The sequence below is a fragment of the Streptomyces sp. DSM 116795 genome (assembly GCF_055792905.1).
This window is the reverse complement of the sequence record NZ_CM147707.1, coordinates 636,932-656,988: the sequence shown is the minus strand read 5'-3', so window position 1 is coordinate 656,988 and position 20,057 is coordinate 636,932. Positions and strand designations below refer to the sequence as shown.

The following is a 20,057-nucleotide window of genomic DNA, read 5'->3' as shown; positions in this document are numbered from 1 at the left end:
CGGCCGGTCAGTGCTTACTGGAACGAGCCCTGTTCCTGCTCCTGGCTCTGTTCCTGTTCCTGTCCGGCCTCCCCGCCGCCGGCGCCGATCTCCGCTCCGGTGGCCTCCAGCGCGTCCGTGACCGGCTGGAAGAAGGTCTCGCCGCCCTGCGTGCAGTCGCCGCTGCCGCCGGAGGTCAGACCCACGGCCTGGTCCTCGGAGAACATCGCGCCGCCGCTGTCGCCGGGTTCGGCGCAGACGTTCGTCTGGATCATCCCGTTGACGACGTCGCCGCCGCCGTAGTCGACGGTGGCGTCCAGAGCCGTGACCTCGCCGTCGGTGACGCCGGTCGTGCTGCCGCTGCGCTGCACCTGCATGCCCACGGCGGCCTCGGCGGCTCCGGTGATCTCCTGCGTCCCGCCCTGGCCCTCGCCCAGCGGGTCGAGGTTCACGGAGCTGGGCGCCTCGGCGTTCGCGTCGTCGAGAGTGGCGATCGCGAAGTCGGTCTCCGGGAACTGCGAGTCCGTGATCGTGCCGAGCGCGTTGGCGCCGGCCTCGTCGGACGTCCAGGCCTCTGCCGCGTTGCCGCAGTGGCCCGCGGTAAGGAAGCCAGGCGCGCCGTCGACCGTCACGTTGAAGCCGAGCGAACACCGGGTGCCCGCGGCGAAGATGGCGTCGCCGCCCTGTACGCCTTCGGCGGCCGCCTGGCCGCCCTCGCCGGCGCCCGCGCCTTCGTCACCCGCACCGGCGCCGTTGCCGGCGCCCTGGTCACCCTGGTCGCTCTGGCCGGCACCGCCGTTGCCGTGGAACTTCTGGAACTTACCGGCGGTGCGCTTCACCGACATCATGCCGTCGGCGCCGGCCTCCGTCTTCTTGAGCGACGCCCACTCTTCGCTGTCGACCGTGCTGTCGGCCAGCACGGAGACCTTGTTCGTACGGGGGTCGACCGACCAGGCCGAGCCGGCGACCGAAGCGCCGTTCGCCATCGTGTCGCTGACCTTCTTCAGCTCCGCCTTGGAGTTCTGGACGAGTCTGGCCTCGGCACCGCTCTCTTCGACGCGCTGCGCGGTCTCCTCGTCGGTGACGTTCATGACCAGCTTTTTCGCCTTGCTGTCGATGAACCAGCCAGCTGTGCTCGACTCGTTCGCGTCGGCCAGCTTGGTGCCCATCGCGGCGGCCGCTTTGGCGCTCATCGTCCGCGGACCGGTCTCGTCCTGTCCAGCGCTCGCGTACGGCAGCGTCACGGCGGCCAGTGCCAGTGCAGCCGTTCCTGCGCCGGCTATCACATACGCCCGCTTGCTGTCCTTGCGTCGATGGCTCAACTCACTGACCTCCCTGGGTGGTGGACCGGCGCCTCGTTGCCGGTTCGGCGCAGTGGCACGCCATGGTCCTCCACAGGTACTCCGTCCCGCCGTTTCGTAGTTGAGACCACTCAATGTCCGTGACTTTCCCCCGCCGATGCGGCTGAGGCGGTAGGGTCAGCGGGTTCCAGCGGGAACGGGCGGGCAGCCACCGGACCGCACGGGGGAGCGCATTCGCATCACACGCCACCACGCCTGAACTGCCCCTTTTGCAGGGCCTCTTGGTCATTCGGGGGGCGGGCGCGACCAGTGATGTACCGGGGAGTACCGTGCTGTCCTCGCACGCGCTCTTCACCACTTCTTCATCCTCAGAGGGAGATCATGACAGCTATACGCCAGAGATGGCAGCGCTCCGCCGCCGTCGCCACGGGTGCCGCCGCTCTCGTCGGCACAGGGATGTTCGTCGCCTCTCCCGCCTCGGCGCACGTGCCGGGCTGGAAGGTGGACTGCTACTCGACGAGCATCCACCTGGAGAACTACAGCGAACAGGGCAACACCATCAAGATCACCGCGGGTGACAAGACCCTGGTGGACGAGAAGTTCGGCCGCACCTTCGACAAGAAGGTGGCCCTGCCCAAGCACACGTCTCCGCTCGACGTGCGCCTGGTGATCGACGCCGTTGACGACGACAAGTTCGACGTCAACGAGACCAAGACCTCGCCGGTCTGCGAGGAGTCCCCCTCGCCCACGCCCACCGAGTCCTCGCCCGCTCCCTCGCCCAGCGAGTCCAGCAGCGAAGCCCCGGCGCCGTCCGAGGAGCCCAGCACCGCGCCGAACGGCGGAGGCGACGACCTCGCCGAGACCGGTGCCTCCAGCGCCACCCCGATGATCGCCGGTGCCGCCGGTGTCGTCCTGGTCGCGGGTGCCGGCCTGGTCGTGGTGGCCCGCAAGCGCCGCTCGGCCGCGCAGGACTGAGCGCGCAGGACTGAGCGCGCAGCGCCGGCCTACGGGCGCCCGGCGCGCCCTTCAGTAATCGAGCAACAGCCCGACGAGGGCCCGGCAGCGATCCACCGCTGCCGGGCCCTCGTCGTATGTGCGGGCGCCGTGCCTGAACGGTGCCTGCGCTCAGACCGCGGCCGCGGCCGCTCTCGCACCCGGGGCCGTCTGCGTCTCCGGTGAACTCCGGTCGTGGTCGGGCCGCTTGAGCAGCAGCAGCATGCAGCCCAGCGTGAGGAGCACCTGGAAGACCGCGTAGCAGATCACCGCGGTGATGGAGCCCGTACGGTTGAGAAGGAACTGCCCGATGACGGGTGTGGTGCCGCCGAGGAGAGTGCCGCACAGCTGGTAGCACAGTGAGATGCCGGTGTAGCGCACGTTCGCGGGGAAGCGGCTCGCCAGCATGCCCGCGAGCGCCGCGTAGTAGAGGCAGTGCGGGACGGTCGCCACGGACACGCCGAGCATCGCGAGGCCGTAGTTCTCGGTGCTGATCAGGATGAACATCAGCGGCATCAGGGCCAGTTCGGGTACGAGCATGACGCAGACCGCACGCGAGAGGCTGCGCATCCGCGTCGCCAGTACGGCGCCGAAGGGCTGCACGAAGATCTGGGTGACGTTGGCGACGAGGATGATCGTGAGGAACGAACTCCGGTCGAAATCAAGGCTGGACGTCGCCCACGACAGCGCGAACGTCGACTTGAAGTAGGTGGCCGACAGGCCGATCGTGCAGGCCCCGATGCCGAGTGCGATGAGGCCCGGGCAGGTGCGCAGCACCTCCTTCAGTGGCAGTTTCGCGACGTCCTTCTTCTCGATCAGCCGGGCCATCGCCGGAGATTCGGTGACCTTCATCCGCAGGAAGAGGCCGACGACGACGAGCAGCGCCGAGGCGAGGAAGGGTATCCGCCAGCCCCAGCTGAGGAAATCGGGCTCCGGGAGCGCGCTCACGCCGAGAAAGGCCACCGTGCTCAGGGTGTTGCCGACGGGTGAGCCCTGCTGCGCGAAGGCGCCGTAGAGGATCGACTTGCCCTTCGGGGCGTGTTCGGAGGCGATGAGAACCGAACCGCCCCACTCGCCGCCCAGTCCGATGCCCTGGATCATCCGGATCGTGACGAGCAGGACGGGAGCGGCGACACCGATGCTGGCGTAGCCCGGCAGCACGCCGATCAGGGTGGTGGAGACGCCCATCAGCAGCAGAGTGATGATCAACGTCTTCTTGCGGCCGAGCCGGTCGCCGAAGTGCCCGAAAACGATGCCGCCCAGCGGCCGGGCGAGGAAGCCCACCCAGAACGTGGCGAAGGCGACGAGTGTGCCTATGGCGCCCTCGAGTTCGGGGAAGAAGACCTTGTCGAAGACGAGAGCCGAGGCGGTTCCGTAGATATAGAAGTCGAACCACTCGATCGTGGAGCCGATGAAGGCTCCGAATCCCGCGCGGTTCGCGGTCCTTCTCTGCTCCTGGGTGAGCGGGGCGCTCATGCGGCGGCTCCGGATGAGGACATGGACGGGCGGCGGTGCTCGGGCACGCTCGCGTCCCGGTGTGCGGGTGGGATGGCGGAAACCGTGCCAGCACCGACCTAGACGGGTCCAATACCGAATAACTGCCACAGTGAGACTGCTCGGATATCAATAGCGCTCGAAGACGGCTGCGAGGCCCTGCCCGCCGCCGATGCACATCGTCTCCAGTCCGTACCGGGACTGCGTGCGCTGCATGTGATGAGCCAGCGTGGTGAGGATGCGCGCACCGGTGGCACCCACCGGGTGGCCCAGGGAGATGCCGGAGCCGCAGACGTTGACCCGTTCCTCGTGGTCCTTGTCCGTGAGCCCCAACTCGCGTGTACAGGCGAGCACTTGGGCGGCGAAGGCCTCGTTGAGCTCGATCAGGTCCATATCGGCGAGTGACAGCCCGGCACGCTCCAGGGCCGTCCTGGACGCCCCCACCGGGCCGATTCCCATCGTCTTCGCCGGAACGCCCTTACGAGCGAAGGAGACCAGCCGCACCAGCGGCGTGAGTCCGAGGCGTTCGGCCGTGGCGGCCGTGGTGACCAGGCATGCCGCGGCGGCGTCGTTCTGGCCGCTCGCGTTCCCGGCGGTGACCGTCGCCTCCGGATCCGTCTTGCCCATCACCGGACGCAGCGCGGCCAGTTGCTCCGCCGTCGTGTCCGGACGCGGGTGCTCGTCGACGGATACGGTGCTCTCGCCCTTGCGCCCGCGCACCGTCACCGGCACGGTCTCCTGCGCGAACCAGCCCTCGTCCGCCGCTCGGGCGGCACGCTGCTGCGAGCGCAGCGCCAGGGCGTCCTGATCGGCGCGCGAGATGCCGTACTCGCGGCGCAGGTTCTCCGCCGTCTCGATCATGCCGCCCGGCACGGGGTGGTGCTCGCCGCCTGCCGTGACGCGGCCGCGTGCGAGGGCGTCGTGCAGCTGGAGCCCGGGGCCCTTGATGCCCCAGCGGCCCTCGTGGGTGTAGTACGGGGCCGCGCTCATCACGTCGACGCCGCCCGCGATCACGACCTCGCTGAAGCCGGCCCGTATCTGCATGGCGGCGTCCAGCACCGCCTGGAGGCCGGAGCCGCAGCGGCGGTCGGTCTGGATGCCCGTGACCGAGTCGGGGAGCCCCGCGTCGAGCGCGGCCACCCGTCCGATGGCAGGGGCCTCGGCGCTGGGATAGGCGTGCCCGAGGATCACCTCGTCGACCTGCGAGCCGTCGACGCCGCTGCGTGCGACCACCTCGGAGATGACGCGCGCCGCGAGGGCGGCGGGGCGCTGGCCCGCCAGGGCGCCGCCGAAGCGCCCGATCGGAGTGCGCAGCGGAGCGCAGATGACGACGTCGGTCTGAGCCGGCATGCGGGCTGACATGGGGAGGCCTTCCTGGCTGGTGTCGCTGGCTGGTGTCGCTGGGTCGTCCTGGTCGGGAGCGGGAGCGGGAGCGGGAGCGGGAGCGGGGTCGGGGTCGGGAGGCGCGGCCGGGGATCCGGGGCTCGCGGTCGCCGTGGCCAGGACCGGCTGACGCCGTCGTACGACCCTTCCACCGCGCACTATTCCGGTCCAATATCCGATTCGCCTCGCACTGATACGCGGGCGTACTCAATCGGTGGCGGCGGCTGCTGCGTCCTCCGGCGGCGGCAGCGTCTCGGCAGCGACGTCCAGGACGCTGTGCAGCGCCGCCGACGGGTTGTCCGTACGCCACGCGAGGGCCGAGTGCAGCGCCACCGGCGGCCCGGCCAGCGGCCGGTAGACGAGCCCGGTCTGCTGGATGTGCATGCAGGAGGTGAGTGTGAGCGTCACCCCGACACCCATCGCGACCAGCGCCAGGATCGTGTACGAGTCGGGGGCCTCCTGCACGATCCGCGGGTGGAACCCGGCCCGCTCGCACGCGTCGAGGGTGACGTCGCGGAGGCTGGAGCCGGCGCGGGCGGGGAAGCTGACGAACGGCTCCTCGGCCAGATCGCCGATGGTGATCCTTTCGCGGCGGGCCAGCCGGTGGTCCGAGGGCAGGGCGCAGACCAGTTCCTCCTCGGCGATCACCCGGTGCTCGACGCCCGGCACGCTGACCGGCAACCGCACGAAACCCAGGTCGAGGGTGCCGTCCGCGACCCGCGTCAGGGCGCGGTTGGCGTAGGTCTGGCCGAGCATGACCAGCTCGATGCCGGGGTGTGCCGCCCGTACGGCACGGGCGAGCCGGGGCAGGGTCGCGTGGCTGGACGCACCGGCGAAGCCGACGCTGACACGCCCGTACTCGCCGCGGCCGGCGGCCTTGGCGACGCGGGTGGCGATGTCGATGTCCTCCAGGACCGTGCGGACGGGCTTGAGGAAGGCCTCGCCCGCGCTGGTCAGGCGCACCGAGCGGGTGCTGCGTTCGAAGAGCTGAACGCCCAGCTCCTTCTCCAGTTGCCGGATCTGCTGGCTCAGCGGCGGCTGTGCCATCTGCAGCCGCTTGGCGGCACGGCCGAAGTGCAGCTCCTCGGCGACGGCGACGAAGGAGGAGAGATAGCGCAGTTCCACGTCAGGTCCCGTCCATCGGCTGACCCCTCGGCCAGTTATCAGTTTCGCGTCTCAAACTGACCTTAATTCGGTATTGGACGCCAATCAATGGACGGTGGGAACGTAGGCGGGGCACCGCGGCCCGGGCCCGGGCTCGGGCCGGAGCCCGTGTCCAGCCGGGCCGGCCCCGGACATGCCGCGACGAGCCGCACCGAGGAGATGTGGAGATGGCCGTGGAAACCGCGACCGACAAGACGATGACGATGCGGGAGGCCGTCGGCGCATACGTACGGGACGGCGACACGGTCGCCCTCGAAGGCTTCACGCACCTCATACCGACCGCGGCCGGTCACGAGATCATCCGCCAGGGCCGCCGCGGCCTGACCGTGGTCCGTATGACCGCCGACATCGTCGTCGACCAGATGCTCGCCGCGGGATGTGTCTCCCGGCTGGTCTCCTCCTTCGTCGGCAACTCCTCCGCGGGTTCGCTGGGCGAGCTGCGCCGCCGCGTGGAGCGCGCGGACCCCGAGCCGCTCGCATTCGAGGAGTACAGCCACTACGGCATGATCTGCCGCTACATCGCCGGCGCTCAGCGGCTGCCGTTCTACCCGCTGCGCAGCTACGGCGGCAGCGACCTGCCCGGCGTCAACCCGGCGATGCGCAAGGTCACTTCGCCCTACCCGGGTCCGGACGGCGACAGCGAACAGATCTATGTCGTGCCGCCCGTCAACCCGGACGTGACGATCGTGCACGCACAGCGCGCCGACCGCTCCGGCAACACCCAGATCTGGGGCCTGACCGGAGTCCAGGCCGAAGCCGTCTACGCGGCAGTCAAGGCCGTCGTCGTCGTGGAGGAGATCGTCGAGGACGAGGTCGTACGCTCCGACCCGAACCGCACCGTGATCCCGGCGCACGCCGTGGACGCCGTCGTCGTCTGCCCCCGTGGCGCCCACCCCTCCTTCGCCCAGGGCTACTACGACCGGGACAACGCCTTCTACCGCTCCTGGTCGGCGATCAGCAAGGACAAGGAACGGCTGACCGCATGGCTGGCGGAGTGGGTGCACGGGACCCGCGACCACGCCGAGTACGTCGCGAAGCTCGGCGAGGAGTTCTGGGACGGGCTGGCCGTCGGAGATGCGATGAGCCTGCCGGTGAACTACGGGCGCCGGCTGTGACCCCGCGCCGCCCCCACCGTCCGGCCCGTCCGGCCCGTCCCGACCGCCCCGCCGTCCCGAGTGCACGGAAGTGAGCCCCAGATGACCACTGGAACCAGCGAGAACACCGGATCCGCCGCAGCCGTGACCTCCTCCGAGCTGCTCTCCGTCGTCGCCTCCCGTGAACTGGCGGGCAAGCGGGCCGTGTTCGCAGGAATCGGACTTCCCACGCTCGCCGCCTCCCTCGCGCATCTCACCGTCGCGCCCGGTCTGGAGATCGTCTACGAGTCCGGGGTGTGCGGCGCGCACCCATCGCATCTGCCCGAGACCATCGCGGACGCCGTGCTCATCACCGGTGCCGAAGCGGTGATTCCGATGCCCACGCTCTTCGGCTCCGTCCTGCAGGGCGGCCACATCGACGTCGGCTTCCTCGGCGCCGCCCAGATCGACAAGTGGGGCAACCTCAACTCGTCCGTCATCGGCGACTGGCACCACCCCAAGGCCCGGCTGCCCGGATCGGGCGGTGCGAACGAGGTCATGGCCAACTCCCGTGAGGTCTTCGTGGTCATGCGCCGCCACGATCCGCGCTCCTTCACCGAAGAGCTCGACTTCTGCACCTCGCCCGGGCCGGACCGGGCGCTCGCCGACGGCATACGACCGCTGGGTGCTGGTGTCACCCGGGTCATCACGGAGTTGGGCATCCTGGCCCGCGATGGCGTCGGCGAGGAGCTGAAACTGACCGCCCTGCACCCGGGCGTGACGGCCGAGGACGTGAAGGCCGGCACCGGCTGGGACCTCCGGGTCGCCGACGACCTGAGCGTCATCGAGCCGCCCGGGGACAGCGAACTGGCCCTGCTGCGTGAGGATGTGGATCCCGAGCGCGTATATCTGCGCTGACCGGACGGTCCCGGCGCCAGGTACGGCGCACGCACGGCGAAGGCACGGATGCGGCGCATGGGCGCCGGGGGAGTGGAGGCTGGAGAGGACATGCGCATCAGAATCGTCGGTACGGGCGTCATGGGCCGCGGCATCGCCCAGTTGGCCGCGACGGCCGGCCACACCGTCGAACTCGCGGACGCACGCGAGGAGTCGGTCACCGAGGCGGTCGCGTTCGTGACCGGCATGCTGGAACGGGCCGCGCAGAAGGGGCGGTTGACTCCGCACGACGCCGCCTCCGCCGGGGAGCGACTGGTGCCCCTCGTCTCGCCGTTCGCGGCACCGGACGGTGAACACGCCGCTCCCGCCGTCGTCATCGAGGCCGTACGCGAGGACCTGGAGACGAAGGCCGCCGTGTTCACGGAGCTTGCGAAGGTGCTCCCGGACACCACCGTCTTCGCCACCAACACCTCCTCCCTGTCCGTCACGGAGATCGGTGCGCGGCTGGCCGATCCCTCCCGCCTGGCAGGGCTGCACTTCTTCAACCCCGTACCCCTGATGAAGATCGCCGAGGTCGTGCCGGGCGCGGCGACCCGCGAGGACGTCCCCGGCTTCCTCACCGGGTTCGTCGAGGGCTGCGGGCACCGGGCCGTGACGGTGGCGGACACCCCCGGGTTCCTCGTCAACCACGCGGGGCGCGGGCTCGTCACCGAGGCGCTGGCACTGCTGGAGGAGTCCGTCGCGCAGCCCGCGGACCTCGACGCGATCGCCCGGGACGTACTCGGCCTGCGCATGGGCCCGTTCGAACTCATGGACCTCACCGGTCTCGACGTGACCGCGTCCGTCATCGAGACCGTCTGGCGCGGCTTCCGCCACTCCGACCGGCTGCGGCCCTCGTACCTCACCGCGAACCGGGTCGCCGCCGGGCTGCACGGCCGCAAGACCGGGCGCGGCTTCTACCCCTACGGCCCCGAGGCCCCCGGCGACGCCGCGGCGCCCACGCCGCCACCCGCCGGCGGCGACGCCGCACGCCCGGTCACGGTCGTGGGCGAGGGGCTTCACGCCGACGCGGTGCGCGCCCTGCTGGACGGCCGCACCTCGCCGGGCGGCGAGCGCCGGGACGGCGGCGGGAGCGGAGACGGCTCCCGCCCGGAGCCCCTGCTGCTCGTCCCCACCTGGGGCGGCACCGTCGCCGCGACGGTCGCCGGACAGGGCCTGCCCGCCGGCCGCACCCTCGGCATCGACCCGCTCTCCGCGGACACCGGCCGCCTCGTGCTCGCCGTGACGCCTGCTTCCGGGCCCGGAGCGGTACGCGACGCGGCAGCCGTCCTCGCCGCCACCGGCGCGGATGTCAGCGTCGTACGGGACACCGCGGGCTCCGTCGCGCAGCGCCTGCTCGCCTCCGTCGTCTCGGTCGCCGCCTCCATCGCCGAGCGTCACATCGCCGCTCCCGCGGACATCGACCTGGCGGTCACCGCAGGCCTCGGCTACCCGTACGGGCCGCTGGCCTGGGGCGAGCGGATCGGTGCCGCCCGGATGCTCGGCCTGCAGCGGGCGCTGCTCGCGACCACCGGCGATCCCCGCCACCGGCCGACGCGCTGGGTGGCCGAGCGCGCGCAGCTCGGCCTGCCGCTCACCGCTCCCGACCTGCCGCTCGCCGGGCACGCAGAGGAGAACTCCCCATGACGGGACGGGACTTCACCGGCCGGGACTTCGGTCTCACCGAGACGCAGCGCGACATCCGCGCCATGGCCGCCGACTTCGTCGATGCCGAGATCGCACCGTACGCGCGCGAATGGGACCGCGCCGAACGCGTCGACCCGGGCATCGCCGGGCGGCTCGGAGAGCTGGGCTTTCTGGGCCTGACCGTTCCCGAACGCTACGGCGGAACCGAGGTGGATCTGCTCTCCTACGTCCTGGCCACGGAGGAGCTGGGACGTGGTGACTCCGCGGTGCGCGGCATCGTCTCCGTCTCACTCGGCCTCGTCACGAAGACCATCGTCTCCCACGGTTCCGAGGCCCAACGCGAGGAGTGGATACCGCGGTTGGTCCGCGGCGACGCCCTCGGCTGCTTCGCGCTGACCGAACCCGGCACCGGTTCCGACGCGGGCTCTCTGAGCACCCGGGCGAGGCGCGACGGCGGCGACTGGATCATCGACGGCAGCAAGATGTTCATCACGAACGGCACCGTCGCCGACGTCGCGCTGACCTTCGCCCGTACAAGCGAGAACGGCATCACCGCGTTCCTCGTGCCCACCGACGCCCCCGGCCTGACCGCCACGGAGATCCACGGCAAGCTCGGCCTGCGCGGACAGGCCACCGCCGAACTCGCCTTCGACGGCCTACGGGTGCCGGACTCCGCCCGCCTCGGCGAGGCTGGGCGAGGACTCGGCATCGCGCTCGGTGCGCTCTCCCGCGGACGTGTCTCCGTCGCGGCCGGTGCGGTCGGCCTCGCACAGGCTGCGCTCGACGCGGCCGTCGAATACGCGACGCAGCGCGAGCAGTTCGGCCGGCCCGTCGCCTCGTTCCAGCTGGTGCAGGAGCTGCTGGCCGACTCGGAGGTGGACATAAGGGCGGCCCGGCTGCTCACCCGCCAGGTTGCGCGCATGGCCGACGCGGGCGCCTCACCGAAGGAGTACGCGACGGACGCGTCCGTCGCCAAATACCACGCCAGCGAGACGGCCGTGCGAGTCACGAACAACTGCCTGCAGACATTCGGCGGTTACGGCTTCATAGACGAGTACCCCGTCGGCAAGTACCTGAGGGACGCCCGGGTGCTCACTCTCTACGAGGGCACCAGCCAGGTCCAGAAGCTGATCATCGGCCGCGCGCTCACCGGCGTCGACGCGATGACGTGAGATCGCGGGGGAGAATGCGTGAGAGCGCGTCTTCCGGCCGGATCAGGGGCTGTTCGGGCGGCCCATCGGTGAGAAGGTATGTCGCCGGCGACCGCGCGCACAGGGGAGAGCAGTGACCGCCAACGACGAGATCGACACCAGCAGGCCCCACCCGGCACGTGTCTACGACTACTGGCTGAACGGCAAGAGCCACTACGAGGCGGACGCGGTCGCGGCCGAACGGGTCGTGAGCGTGTGGCCCGGAGTGGTGCTCGGAGCCCGGCTCAACCGCGAGTTCATGCACAGAGCGACTCGCTGGCTCGCGAACGAGGCGGGCGTGCGCCAGTTCCTGGACATCGGCTCGGGCATACCGACCGAACCCAACCTCCACCAGGTCGCCCAGGCGGTCGCCCCCGAGACCAGGGTCGTCTACGTCGACAACGACCCGATCGTGCTCGGGCACGCGCAGGAACTGCTGAGCAGCACCCCGCAGGGCCGTACCGCTTACCTGCAGGCCGACTTCACCGAGCCCGAGAGCATTCTCGGATCCGCCGAGCTGGGGGAGACGCTCGACCTCGGCCGGCCGGTCGCGCTGTCCCTGGTCGCGCTGCTGCACTTCATCACCGACGAGCGGGGCGCGTACGACATCGTGCGCAGGTACATGGACGCCCTGCCGTCGGGCAGCTATCTGGTCGTCTCGCACGCGACCGCCGACTTCGACCCGGATCTGCTGACGCGCGTCGCCGAGGCGTACCAGTCGACGGTGGCGGAGGGCCAGATCCGCTCCAGCTCGGAGGTGAGCCGCTTCTTCGAAGGGCTGGAACCCGTCGACCCGGGCGTCGTCGTGGCGCACAGGTGGCGGCCGGACGGCGATGAGGCGCAGCCGGACATCACCGACGCGGAGTTCCCCGTCTACGGCGGGGTCGCGCGTAAGCCCTGATCACGCGGGGGTGAGGCCGCGGAACGGCGGCGCATGCTTCGTACCACCGGGGGTAACTGCAGGCCAGACAGTGCCGAGGCCCTCCGGGGGTGCGAGCAGGTGCAGAACTTTCTGAACGGGATGACGGAGAAGGCGAAGGCGGCGGCCGGCAGGCCGGGCCGGAGCGCGGGGAGCGGGACGGTGCCCCGGAAGCAGGCCGGGAAGAAGACGGCGGCGGGCAAGCCGAAGCAGAAAGCGGCGGACAAGACCGGCACGGACAAGAACGGCGCGAAGAGGGCGGCCGGCACGAAGAAGGCGACCGGAGGGAAGGCGACCGGAAAGAAGCCGGAAACGAAGACGGCGGCCGTGAAGAGGACTGCGGCGAGGAAGTCACCCGCGAAGAAGCCGCCGGCGAAGAAGAAGGCGGCGGCCGCGACCCGGAAACCGTCCGTGCTGGACGCCTCGCTCACGCAGCACCAGTTGCCCGTCGTCTGGCGGGTGCTGATCCTGCTCGCGGCATTCGCCGCGATGGTGGGCTTCGCCGTCGTTCTGTCGAAGCTGACGCTGGCGCCCTCGGCCGCGTCCGAGTCGCTCGTGCACAGCAACCTGCGCCCCGGTGACTCGATCCGCAACTACCTCGCGCAGCCGGCCCTGCGCGACACCGTCAAGCAGCTCGGCGGCAACGTCGTGCTCGGAATGCCCTTCGGCGCGCTGCTGCCCGCTCTGGTACCGCGCACCCGCGGGCTGCTGCGGGTGATGGTCGCGACGGCGCTGGTCATGCTGCTGGTGGAGCTGGTGCAGGGGGCCGTCGTTCAGGGCCGGGCCTTCGACATCGACGACGTCATCCTCAACACCACGGGCGCCCTGCTCGGTTACCTGATCATCGGGCGCCGGCTCGGCCGCGCCGTGCACCCGCGCCGGCGCCACTGGTGGCACCGCAAGGCGGCCACTGCTTCCCGTGGCCGCCCGTGAAACCGGACCGGCAACAGCCGTGCGGGGGCCGGGCCGCCGGTTGCGCTCAGCCGAGCGCGAAGACCTGGTCCACGAAGTCGTTGGCGAAGACGCGCCCCGGGTCCCGTTCCCGTACCAACTGCCGGAAGTCCGGGGCCCGTTCGTACAGTGACGCGATCCGTTCCGGTTCCATGGCCGTGAGCTTGCCCCAGTGGGGCCGGGCGCCCAGCGGCAGCAGTTTCTCCTCGACGGCCGCAACCACCGGCAGTACGGCCCCGGGGTCCTTGACCCAGGTGAAGTGGAAGGCGACGCAGTCACGTCCGAAGGCGGGGCTCAGCCACAGGTCGTCGGCGGCGACGGTGCGTATCTCGGAGATCTGCAGCACAGGCGCGACACGGTCCCCGAGCGAGCGCAGCGCCTCCAGCGCCTCCGGTGCGGCGGCGCGGGGCAGCAGCACCTCCGACTGCAGCTCGTCGCCGTTGCTGGGCGTGAAGTCCGGCCGGAAATGCGGCAGCCGCTCGTACCAGGGGCCGGGCACGCCGAGCTGCTCGGTGCAGTGCGTGGCGGGGATGCCGGGGATGGGGTGGTGGGCCTCGTCCGCGGGGGTCTCTCCCTCCCAGCCGGGCGGCCGCACGCGCCCGTCCCGTTCCGCCGTACGGCGCTTGACCCATACGCGTGCCTCGCCGCTGCGGTAGTCGGTGAACGCGCTGACGCTGTAGGCACATCCGTAGATCTCGTCGAAGCGTGCCGCCACCTCCGTGAGGGCGACGCCCGTGTAGATGTGCTGGGATACCTCGAAGGCGGGCTCGACGCGGAGCGTCAGCCGGGTGACGATGCCCAGGGCACCCAGTGCGACGACGGTGCCGGGGAAGCGTTCCGGGTCGCTCTCCGGGCTGAGCAGCGACAACTCACCGTCCGCGCCGACGAGTTCGATCTCCGTCACCGCAGCCGCGAGGCACTTCTCCGAGTCGCCCGAGCCGTGGGTGGCGGTCGCGCAGCAGCCCGCCACGGAAATGTGCGGCAACGACGCCAGATTGGCCAGCGCATGGCCGGACTCGTGCAGGACGGCGCTCACTTCGCCGTACGGCATCCCGGCGCCGACGGTGACGGTGGAGGACTCCTCGTCGACGTCCACGACTGGCGGCAGGCCGTCCAGCCGCACCAGATCGCCCCGGGTGTCGGCGACGCGGTTGAAGGAGTGGCCGCTGCCGAGCGCGCGCACCCGGTGTGCGGCACCGACGATGTGCTGCAACTCCTCGACGGATTCGGGGCGTTGGACCCGCCGGGCACTGAAGACGGTGTTGCCCGCCCAGTTCCGGACGGGACGGCCGGATGCGGGGCCGGAGATGGTCATGGGCGTTCCTGGATGTGAGTGCTGATGGCTGCGGATTGAGCCCGCGGGACGTCAACGGGCCTTTCCCGCGGCCGGAATTGCTCGGGGTTGTGCGGACTGCGGACCATGAGGAAACATTTTCGGCCGCTGGGATTGGCCGATCCACGCCACACAACGTACATTCCTTCCCTTGTGCAACATGCGCAACGGTCTCGCCCTCCAGTGACCCGGTGGCGGGGACTGGACAGGGGCATGTGCGGGAATGAGGACGGACAGTGCCGTGGAAACGTACCCCTCGCGCGGCGCGAGGAGGAGTGGACCGGAGCGGATACGCACGGTCACCGTGGCGAGACCTTTGCGTTCACAGCACGGGGAGCTGAGGCATGCGCATCACTGAGATTTCGGGCGGCCTGCCCGACCGCCGCATACCGGACCGGCCACCGGGGCCCGCCGTGCCCCGCCTGGTGCTGGGAGAGCGGCTGCGCAAACTGCGTGAGGCACAGTACATATCCCGCCAGGAGGCCGGGGAGGCCATCAGGACCTCCGAGGCCGCCATCGCCCAACTGGAGCGTGGCCGCAGGGGTTTCCACGAGCGGGACGTGACCGACCTGCTGACGATCTACGGAATCACCGACGAGACCGAGTACGCCACGCTGCAGACCCTGGCGGCGCAGACGAACGCGCCCGGCTGGTGGCACGCCTACCAGGACATCGTGCCCGACTGGTTCCGCACGTACCTCGGGCTGGAGCAGGCCGCGGGCGTCATTCGCACCTACGAGGTGCAGTTCGTCCCCGGGCTGCTGCAGACCCCGGAATACGCCCGCGCCGTCGTCGGACTCGGACGTACGGCCGGCCCCGGCGCGCAGATCAGGCGGCGCGTCGAGCTGCGCATGCTGCGCCAGCGCATCCTCCACTGCTCACAGCCCCCGCACCTGTGGGCCGTCATCGACGAAGCGGCGCTGTGCCGCCGCGTCGGCGGCACCGAGACCATGCGCGGCCAGCTGGAACATCTCATCGCCGCGTGCGAGCTGCCGCACGTCACGATCCACATCATGCCGTTCGCGGCCGGGGGGCACGCCGCGGCCGGCGGGCCCGTGACGCTGCTGCGGCTGCCCGAGCGTGAACTGCCCGACGTGATCTACCTGGAGCAGCTCATCGGCGCCGCCTACCCGGCCGAGCGGGAGGAGGTCGAGTACTACCGCCAGGTCATCGACCGTCTGGTGACCGACGCGGCACCGGCACGGGAGACGCGCCCGATCCTGCTCGGGATGCTCGACGAGCTCTGACGACGCCGGCTTGGGCGGGCGCCCGGGCGACCCGTGGGTGAACCGGGCGATCCCGCGGAACCTGCCGACCCCGCGCCCAGCGCCGCTGCCTCGTGTCGTTCAGGACTGCCGCACCGGAGCCGGGGGCCCCGCCGGCGTGGCGTGCCGCCCGTCGGCCAGGCCGCGCCACCACGGCGAGCCGGGCAGCGCGGGCGCGGACGGTTCGAAGCTGCCGCCCGGCAACGGCAGCGCGGCCCGTACGCCGGCGTCCGCCGCGGCAGCCAGGACGCGCTCACCGGGCTCGGCCCAGGGGTGCGGGGCGAGATTGAAGGTGCCCCAGTGGATCGGCAGCATGGCACCGGCCGGGCCGGTCAGGTCGAGGTGGGCGCGCAGCCCGTCCTCGGGCGTCATGTGGATGTCGGGCCAGAACTCGCTGTACGCGCCGACCTGGATCATCGTGGCGTCGAACGGTCCGTACTCGGCGCCGATCTCGGCGAACCCGGGGAAGTAGCCCGTGTCGCCGCTGTGGAAGATCCGGTGCTCCGGGCCCGAAACCGTCCACGACGCCCACAGGGTGCGCTGCTTGTTGCGCAGCCCTCTGCCGCAGAAGTGCCGTGCCGGGGTGGCCGTGAGCCTCAGCCCGGCGATCTCCGTCGACTCGTGCCAGTCCAGTTCGGTGAACCGCTCCGGTGGCACGCCCCACCTCTCCAGGTGCGCACCGACGCCGAGGGTCACCGCGAATGGCACGTCGCTCGCGGCGAGTTCACGGATGGTCGGGAGATCCAGGTGGTCGTAGTGATCGTGCGAGACGACGACGGCGTCGAGCCGCCCGAGTGAGGCGAGCGGCACGGGAGCGGCGTGCAGACGACGCGGCCCGATGAACGAGAAGGGCGAGCAGCGCATGCCCCACATCGGGTCGAAGAGCACACGTCTGCCGTCGATCTCCGCGAGGACGGTGGCGTGGCCGAGCCAGGTCAGACGCAGCCCCGACTCCGGCGGCGCGGCCAGATCCGGACGGGAGAGGGGAATGGGACCGCCGGGTCTGCGGCCTTCGCGGCTGAGCAGGGCCTTCAGCATCGCCCGTCGGCCCCGTACGGCCCTCGGTGTGGTGCCCGCGGGCAGCGGATTACGGAAGGCTCCGAGCTCGGTGTCGTAGTTGGGCGACCGCTCGATGCGGGCCAGCCGCTCGCCCGAGGGCTCCGCGCCGAAGGCGAGAGGGTTGAAGCCGAGTACGCCGCTCATGAGGTCTCCCGTTCTGTCGATGTCACGACAACGCCACCTGGTGCCCGGTTTGTTCCCCGGTGATGAGTTCCACGGATCCGGCCGGTCCCCACATGAGACCGGCGGAGGAGAGCCCGTGGTATCCCCGCTCAGCTGGGACACCGGGCCCCGCCCGGTCCCGTAAGCCCCCCGGAGGAAGAGATGAGTGGACGGTGACGACGATGCTTGATCTGGGACCGCAGGCGCGCGAGGTGAAGGCGCTGCTCGACGGGGTCCGTGACGACCAGCTCGCGGCGGCGACGCCGTGCGAGACCTATTCCGTACGGGAGCTGCTGGGTCATTTGGCCGGCCTGAGCCGGGCGTTCACCGACGCGGCCGCGAAGAACCTGGGCCCCGGCACGGACCAGGACCCCGGTGCGTCCCTTCCGCGGCTGCCGGACGACTGGCGCAGCCGGCTGCCAGTACAGCTCGACGAACTCGCCGCCGCCTGGCGCAGCGAGTCCGCCTGGGAGGGGGAGACGCAGGCCGGCGGCGTCATGCTGCCGGGCGAGATCGCCGGCCTGGTCGCGCTGAACGAACTCGTACTGCACGGCTGGGACCTGGCACAGGCCACGGGACAGGTGTACCGCGGCGACCCCGACAGCCTGCGGGCGTCGATCGGCATGCTCTCGCAGTCGCAGTCCGCGGAGGAGAGGGGCACGCTCTTCGGCCCGGTCGTCGAGGTGCCCGATGACGCCCCGCTCCTGGACCGCGCCGTGGCCCTCGGCGGCCGGCGGCCGGACTGGAGCCCGGAGGTTCGCTGATCGCGGGGCGCACGCCTTCTGCCTTCCCGGCGTGGACCGGCCACCAGGGGTGTCCGGCGGATCCTCGCACGCCCGCGGGTCCCGCGGTGTCCGCAGTCGCACGGTGAGGCGCCGGCCGGTGGGAGAGCGGAGGCGGGAAGAGGGGTAAGGACCGGGGGGAGGTGACATGACAAGCGACACGAATCCCCGCCCCGGAACCGCCCGCCGCTCACGCCCTGACACTCCACTGCTTGCCGGCATCGACATAGGGAGCACCCACTGCAAGGCGCTGCTGTGTACTCCCGACGGCACCGTGCTGGCCCGCGGCCACCGCGCGACCCCCGGCGTTCCCGGTCAACACACGTACGACGCCGATGAGTTGACCGGAGCAGCACTCGACGCGCTCACCGACTGCGTAAGGGCGGCGGGCCGCGCGCCCACCACCATCGGACTGACCGGCATGGCCGAGACCGGCGTACCGCTCGACCGGCACGGGGCGCCCCTCGGCCCCGTACTCGCGTGGGACGACCCGGCTCCCGCCGCGCATGCCGAAACGTTGCGCCGCAAGTACGGCGCGGCCGAACTGCACGCACGCACCGGCGTGCTGCCCAGCTCCAAAGTCCCACTGGCGCGCTGGTGCTGGCTGCGCGAACACCACCCGGAACGGCTGAGCCGCATGCGGCAGTGGGCAGGCGCGGCGGACCTCGTGGCCCGGGCACTGACCGGACGGGTGGGCACCGACGCCACGTTCGCCCAGCGCAGCATGGCCTGGGAACCCGGAACTGACGGCGCCGGACAGGGACGGTGGAGCACCGAACTGCTCGCCGAGGCCGGGCTGACACCCGCTCACATGCCGCACGTGCATCCTCCGGGCCGTCCCGTGGGTGCCGTCACACGCGCCACGGCACGCCGTCTGGGGCTGCGCGCGGGCGCACACGTCGTCGTCGCCGGGCACGACCATCTCGTCGGCGCATGGATCGCGGGCGCACGCAGCGCGGGCCTGGCGGCCGACTCCATGGGCACCGCCGAGGCGGTGCTCACGATCTCGGCAGAACCCCCGGACCGTCCCGCCGCGGCGGCCGAAGGGATGTCCTGGGGGCGGCACGCGGACGGCGAACACTGGGTCACCCTCGCGGGGATGGCGAGTTCGGGGGCCCTGGTGGAGTGGTTCTGCGAGCGCTTCCTCCACGGGCCGGGGACCGGGCGGGCGGGGGGACCGGCTGAATCAGCCGAACCGGCAGCAGCGCGCTACGAGGAGTTCGCCCGTCTCGTCGAACGCTGTGGCCGCCGTCCGCACGGACGGACCCCCGCGTTGCCCAGCGGCATCACCGTCGAGCCCTACCTCCAGGGGCGCAGTGCGCCGCACCCCGACCCCGCCGCACGTCTCGCCGTGCACGGCATGGCCGCCCGCCACGGGCCCGCCGACCTGGCGCTCGCCCTGCTAGAGGGAGCCGCATACCAGGCACGCTGGATGGCCGACGTACAGGCCGAGTTGACGGGCGCCCCGCCGCAGGCGGTCACGCTCCTCGGCGGCTCCACCCGGCAGCGCACATGGACCGCGCTGAAGGCCGCCGTCACGCCGTGGGCCACCGAGGTCTGCACCGAGCCCGAAGCCGCCGCTCTGGGAGCCGCCGCATGGGGAGGCGCCGCCATCGGCATCGCTCCCGCCGGCATCCGGCCCGCGAGCACATCCGTACGCGCCCATGACCTGGCCGCCGAGGCACACCGGGACGCCTACCGGGACCGGTTCCTGCCGAGGGTGACCCGGCAGTCCACGGGTGGCCCCCGGCGTCAGCACCCGCCTGAGAGATCGCCGGCGGTCCCGCAGGAAAGACAGGAAAGAGAGCAAGAGCAAAGAGAGCAAAGAGAGGCAGAACTACCATGAGCGGCCGCCGGGTCGCGCTCGCGCCGGACCGGACGGGCGCGGCCGCGGAGCCAGACGTGAACGCGGCGGAGGGGACCGGTATCCCGGTGCTCAGCTCACCGCGCAGCGGAACGGCCCGATTCGCCGCGGTCCGCGGATACTTCGGCCCTCGCGGACGGCAACGGGCCGTGGGCCGCCGCAGGCCCGGCGGACGATCTCAACGGGCCGGTCTCAGCCGCTGCAGCTCAGGTCCGACTGGCGCATGTGGCCCAGCGGTTCTCCGGTGCCGGCGGCGTACACGCGCCACAGGCGGACGGACCCCGTGGCGGCGACCTCCTCGCCCGCCCGCATCGTGCCGAGGACCTTGCTCCCGGTCCGGTCGGCCGCGTAGCGCGGTGCGTAGTCGTGCACCACCTCGCAGATCGCTCCCGCCTGCGCTGTGCCGCCGACGGAGGGGAGGGCGATGGCGGCGACGGCGAGTGCGCAGGGTGCGGCGAGACGAACCGCCAGTTTCCGTTTCTTCATCCTTCTCCCCGTATCGGTACGGCTCGGTGCACATCCACACCTCCATCGTGCCAACACCTCGCCCCGGCAGGCACGT

The 20,057-nt window shown here is 71.3% G+C and carries 17 protein-coding genes; 10 read left to right on the top strand and 7 right to left on the bottom strand.

Translation table 11 applies throughout. The annotated features are described in order from the left end of the window. Positions 1-14: 14 nt before the first annotated feature. Entirely contained in the window at positions 15-1,301 is a 1,287-nt protein-coding gene (locus tag ACSMXX_RS02830; RefSeq protein ID WP_473182437.1) for a S1 family peptidase, read from the bottom strand. Positions 1,302-1,661: 360 nt separating this feature from the next. Here ACSMXX_RS02830 and ACSMXX_RS02825 point away from each other — a divergent pair, with 360 nt between their 5' ends. Next, complete coding sequence (locus tag ACSMXX_RS02825; RefSeq protein ID WP_473182436.1) at positions 1,662-2,255, top strand: LAETG motif-containing sortase-dependent surface protein; 594 nt, start codon at positions 1,662-1,664, stop codon at positions 2,253-2,255. 150 nt (positions 2,256-2,405) lie between these two features. On the opposite strand, the gene ACSMXX_RS02820 is transcribed toward ACSMXX_RS02825, so the two are convergent. The 3 genes from ACSMXX_RS02820 to ACSMXX_RS02810 form a co-directional block, all read right to left on the bottom strand. Further along, entirely contained in the window at positions 2,406-3,749 is a 1,344-nt protein-coding gene (locus tag ACSMXX_RS02820) for an MFS transporter (RefSeq protein ID WP_473182435.1), read from the bottom strand. A 147-nt stretch (positions 3,750-3,896) separates the two neighbouring features. After that, on the bottom strand, positions 3,897-5,117 hold the full coding sequence (locus tag ACSMXX_RS02815; RefSeq protein ID WP_473184602.1) for an acetyl-CoA C-acetyltransferase: 1,221 nt from the start codon (positions 5,115-5,117) through the stop codon (positions 3,897-3,899). Between the two features lie 240 nt (positions 5,118-5,357). After that, the gene (locus ACSMXX_RS02810; RefSeq protein WP_473182434.1) at positions 5,358-6,275 is read right to left on the bottom strand and encodes a LysR family transcriptional regulator; all 918 of its coding nucleotides are present in this window, start codon (positions 6,273-6,275) and stop codon (positions 5,358-5,360) included. 206 nt (positions 6,276-6,481) lie between these two features. Between ACSMXX_RS02810 and ACSMXX_RS02805 the strand changes: the two genes are divergently transcribed. The 6 genes from ACSMXX_RS02805 to ACSMXX_RS02780 all read left to right on the top strand — a co-directional run bounded on the left by ACSMXX_RS02805 (position 6,482) and on the right by ACSMXX_RS02780 (position 13,012). Then, entirely contained in the window at positions 6,482-7,429 is a 948-nt protein-coding gene (locus ACSMXX_RS02805; RefSeq protein ID WP_473182433.1) for a CoA transferase subunit A, read from the top strand. 81 nt (positions 7,430-7,510) lie between these two features. Continuing rightward, positions 7,511-8,305, top strand: a complete 795-nt coding sequence (locus tag ACSMXX_RS02800; protein WP_473182432.1) for a CoA-transferase subunit beta — start codon at positions 7,511-7,513, stop codon at positions 8,303-8,305. 90 nt (positions 8,306-8,395) lie between these two features. Further along, a complete protein-coding gene (locus tag ACSMXX_RS02795; protein ID WP_473182431.1) occupies positions 8,396-9,970 on the top strand; it encodes a 3-hydroxyacyl-CoA dehydrogenase NAD-binding domain-containing protein in 1,575 nt (524 codons plus the stop codon). Next, the gene (locus ACSMXX_RS02790; protein ID WP_473182430.1) at positions 9,967-11,142 is read left to right on the top strand and encodes an acyl-CoA dehydrogenase family protein; all 1,176 of its coding nucleotides are present in this window, start codon (positions 9,967-9,969) and stop codon (positions 11,140-11,142) included. Before ACSMXX_RS02795 ends, ACSMXX_RS02790 begins: the two co-directional genes overlap by 4 nt. A gap of 112 nt (positions 11,143-11,254) precedes the next feature. Beyond that, on the top strand, positions 11,255-12,061 hold the full coding sequence (locus ACSMXX_RS02785) for an SAM-dependent methyltransferase (protein ID WP_473182429.1): 807 nt from the start codon (positions 11,255-11,257) through the stop codon (positions 12,059-12,061). Between the two features lie 99 nt (positions 12,062-12,160). Continuing rightward, positions 12,161-13,012, top strand: a complete 852-nt coding sequence (locus tag ACSMXX_RS02780; RefSeq protein WP_473182428.1) for a VanZ family protein — start codon at positions 12,161-12,163, stop codon at positions 13,010-13,012. Positions 13,013-13,058: 46 nt separating this feature from the next. Here the strand turns inward: ACSMXX_RS02780 and ACSMXX_RS02775 are convergent, their stop codons facing one another. Continuing rightward, the gene (locus tag ACSMXX_RS02775; protein ID WP_473182427.1) at positions 13,059-14,345 is read right to left on the bottom strand and encodes an FAD-binding protein; all 1,287 of its coding nucleotides are present in this window, start codon (positions 14,343-14,345) and stop codon (positions 13,059-13,061) included. Positions 14,346-14,707: 362 nt separating this feature from the next. On the opposite strand from ACSMXX_RS02775, the gene ACSMXX_RS02770 reads away from it, so the two are divergent. After that, positions 14,708-15,610 carry a helix-turn-helix domain-containing protein gene (locus ACSMXX_RS02770; RefSeq protein WP_473182426.1) on the top strand — a complete coding sequence of 301 codons (903 nt, stop codon included), beginning with the start codon at positions 14,708-14,710 and terminating at the stop codon, positions 15,608-15,610. A 99-nt stretch (positions 15,611-15,709) separates the two neighbouring features. On the opposite strand, the gene ACSMXX_RS02765 is transcribed toward ACSMXX_RS02770, so the two are convergent. After that, entirely contained in the window at positions 15,710-16,831 is a 1,122-nt protein-coding gene (locus tag ACSMXX_RS02765; RefSeq protein WP_473182425.1) for an MBL fold metallo-hydrolase, read from the bottom strand. Positions 16,832-17,031: 200 nt separating this feature from the next. Here ACSMXX_RS02765 and ACSMXX_RS02760 point away from each other — a divergent pair, with 200 nt between their 5' ends. Continuing rightward, complete coding sequence (locus ACSMXX_RS02760) at positions 17,032-17,613, top strand: TIGR03086 family metal-binding protein (protein ID WP_473184601.1); 582 nt, start codon at positions 17,032-17,034, stop codon at positions 17,611-17,613. A gap of 166 nt (positions 17,614-17,779) precedes the next feature. Further along, the gene (locus ACSMXX_RS02755; protein WP_473182424.1) at positions 17,780-19,477 is read left to right on the top strand and encodes an FGGY-family carbohydrate kinase; all 1,698 of its coding nucleotides are present in this window, start codon (positions 17,780-17,782) and stop codon (positions 19,475-19,477) included. A gap of 210 nt (positions 19,478-19,687) precedes the next feature. Here the strand turns inward: ACSMXX_RS02755 and ACSMXX_RS02750 are convergent, their stop codons facing one another. Then, positions 19,688-19,981: a hypothetical protein gene (locus tag ACSMXX_RS02750; RefSeq protein WP_473182423.1), complete on the bottom strand. Its 294-nt coding sequence runs from the start codon at positions 19,979-19,981 to the stop codon at positions 19,688-19,690. Positions 19,982-20,057 lie beyond the last annotated feature (76 nt).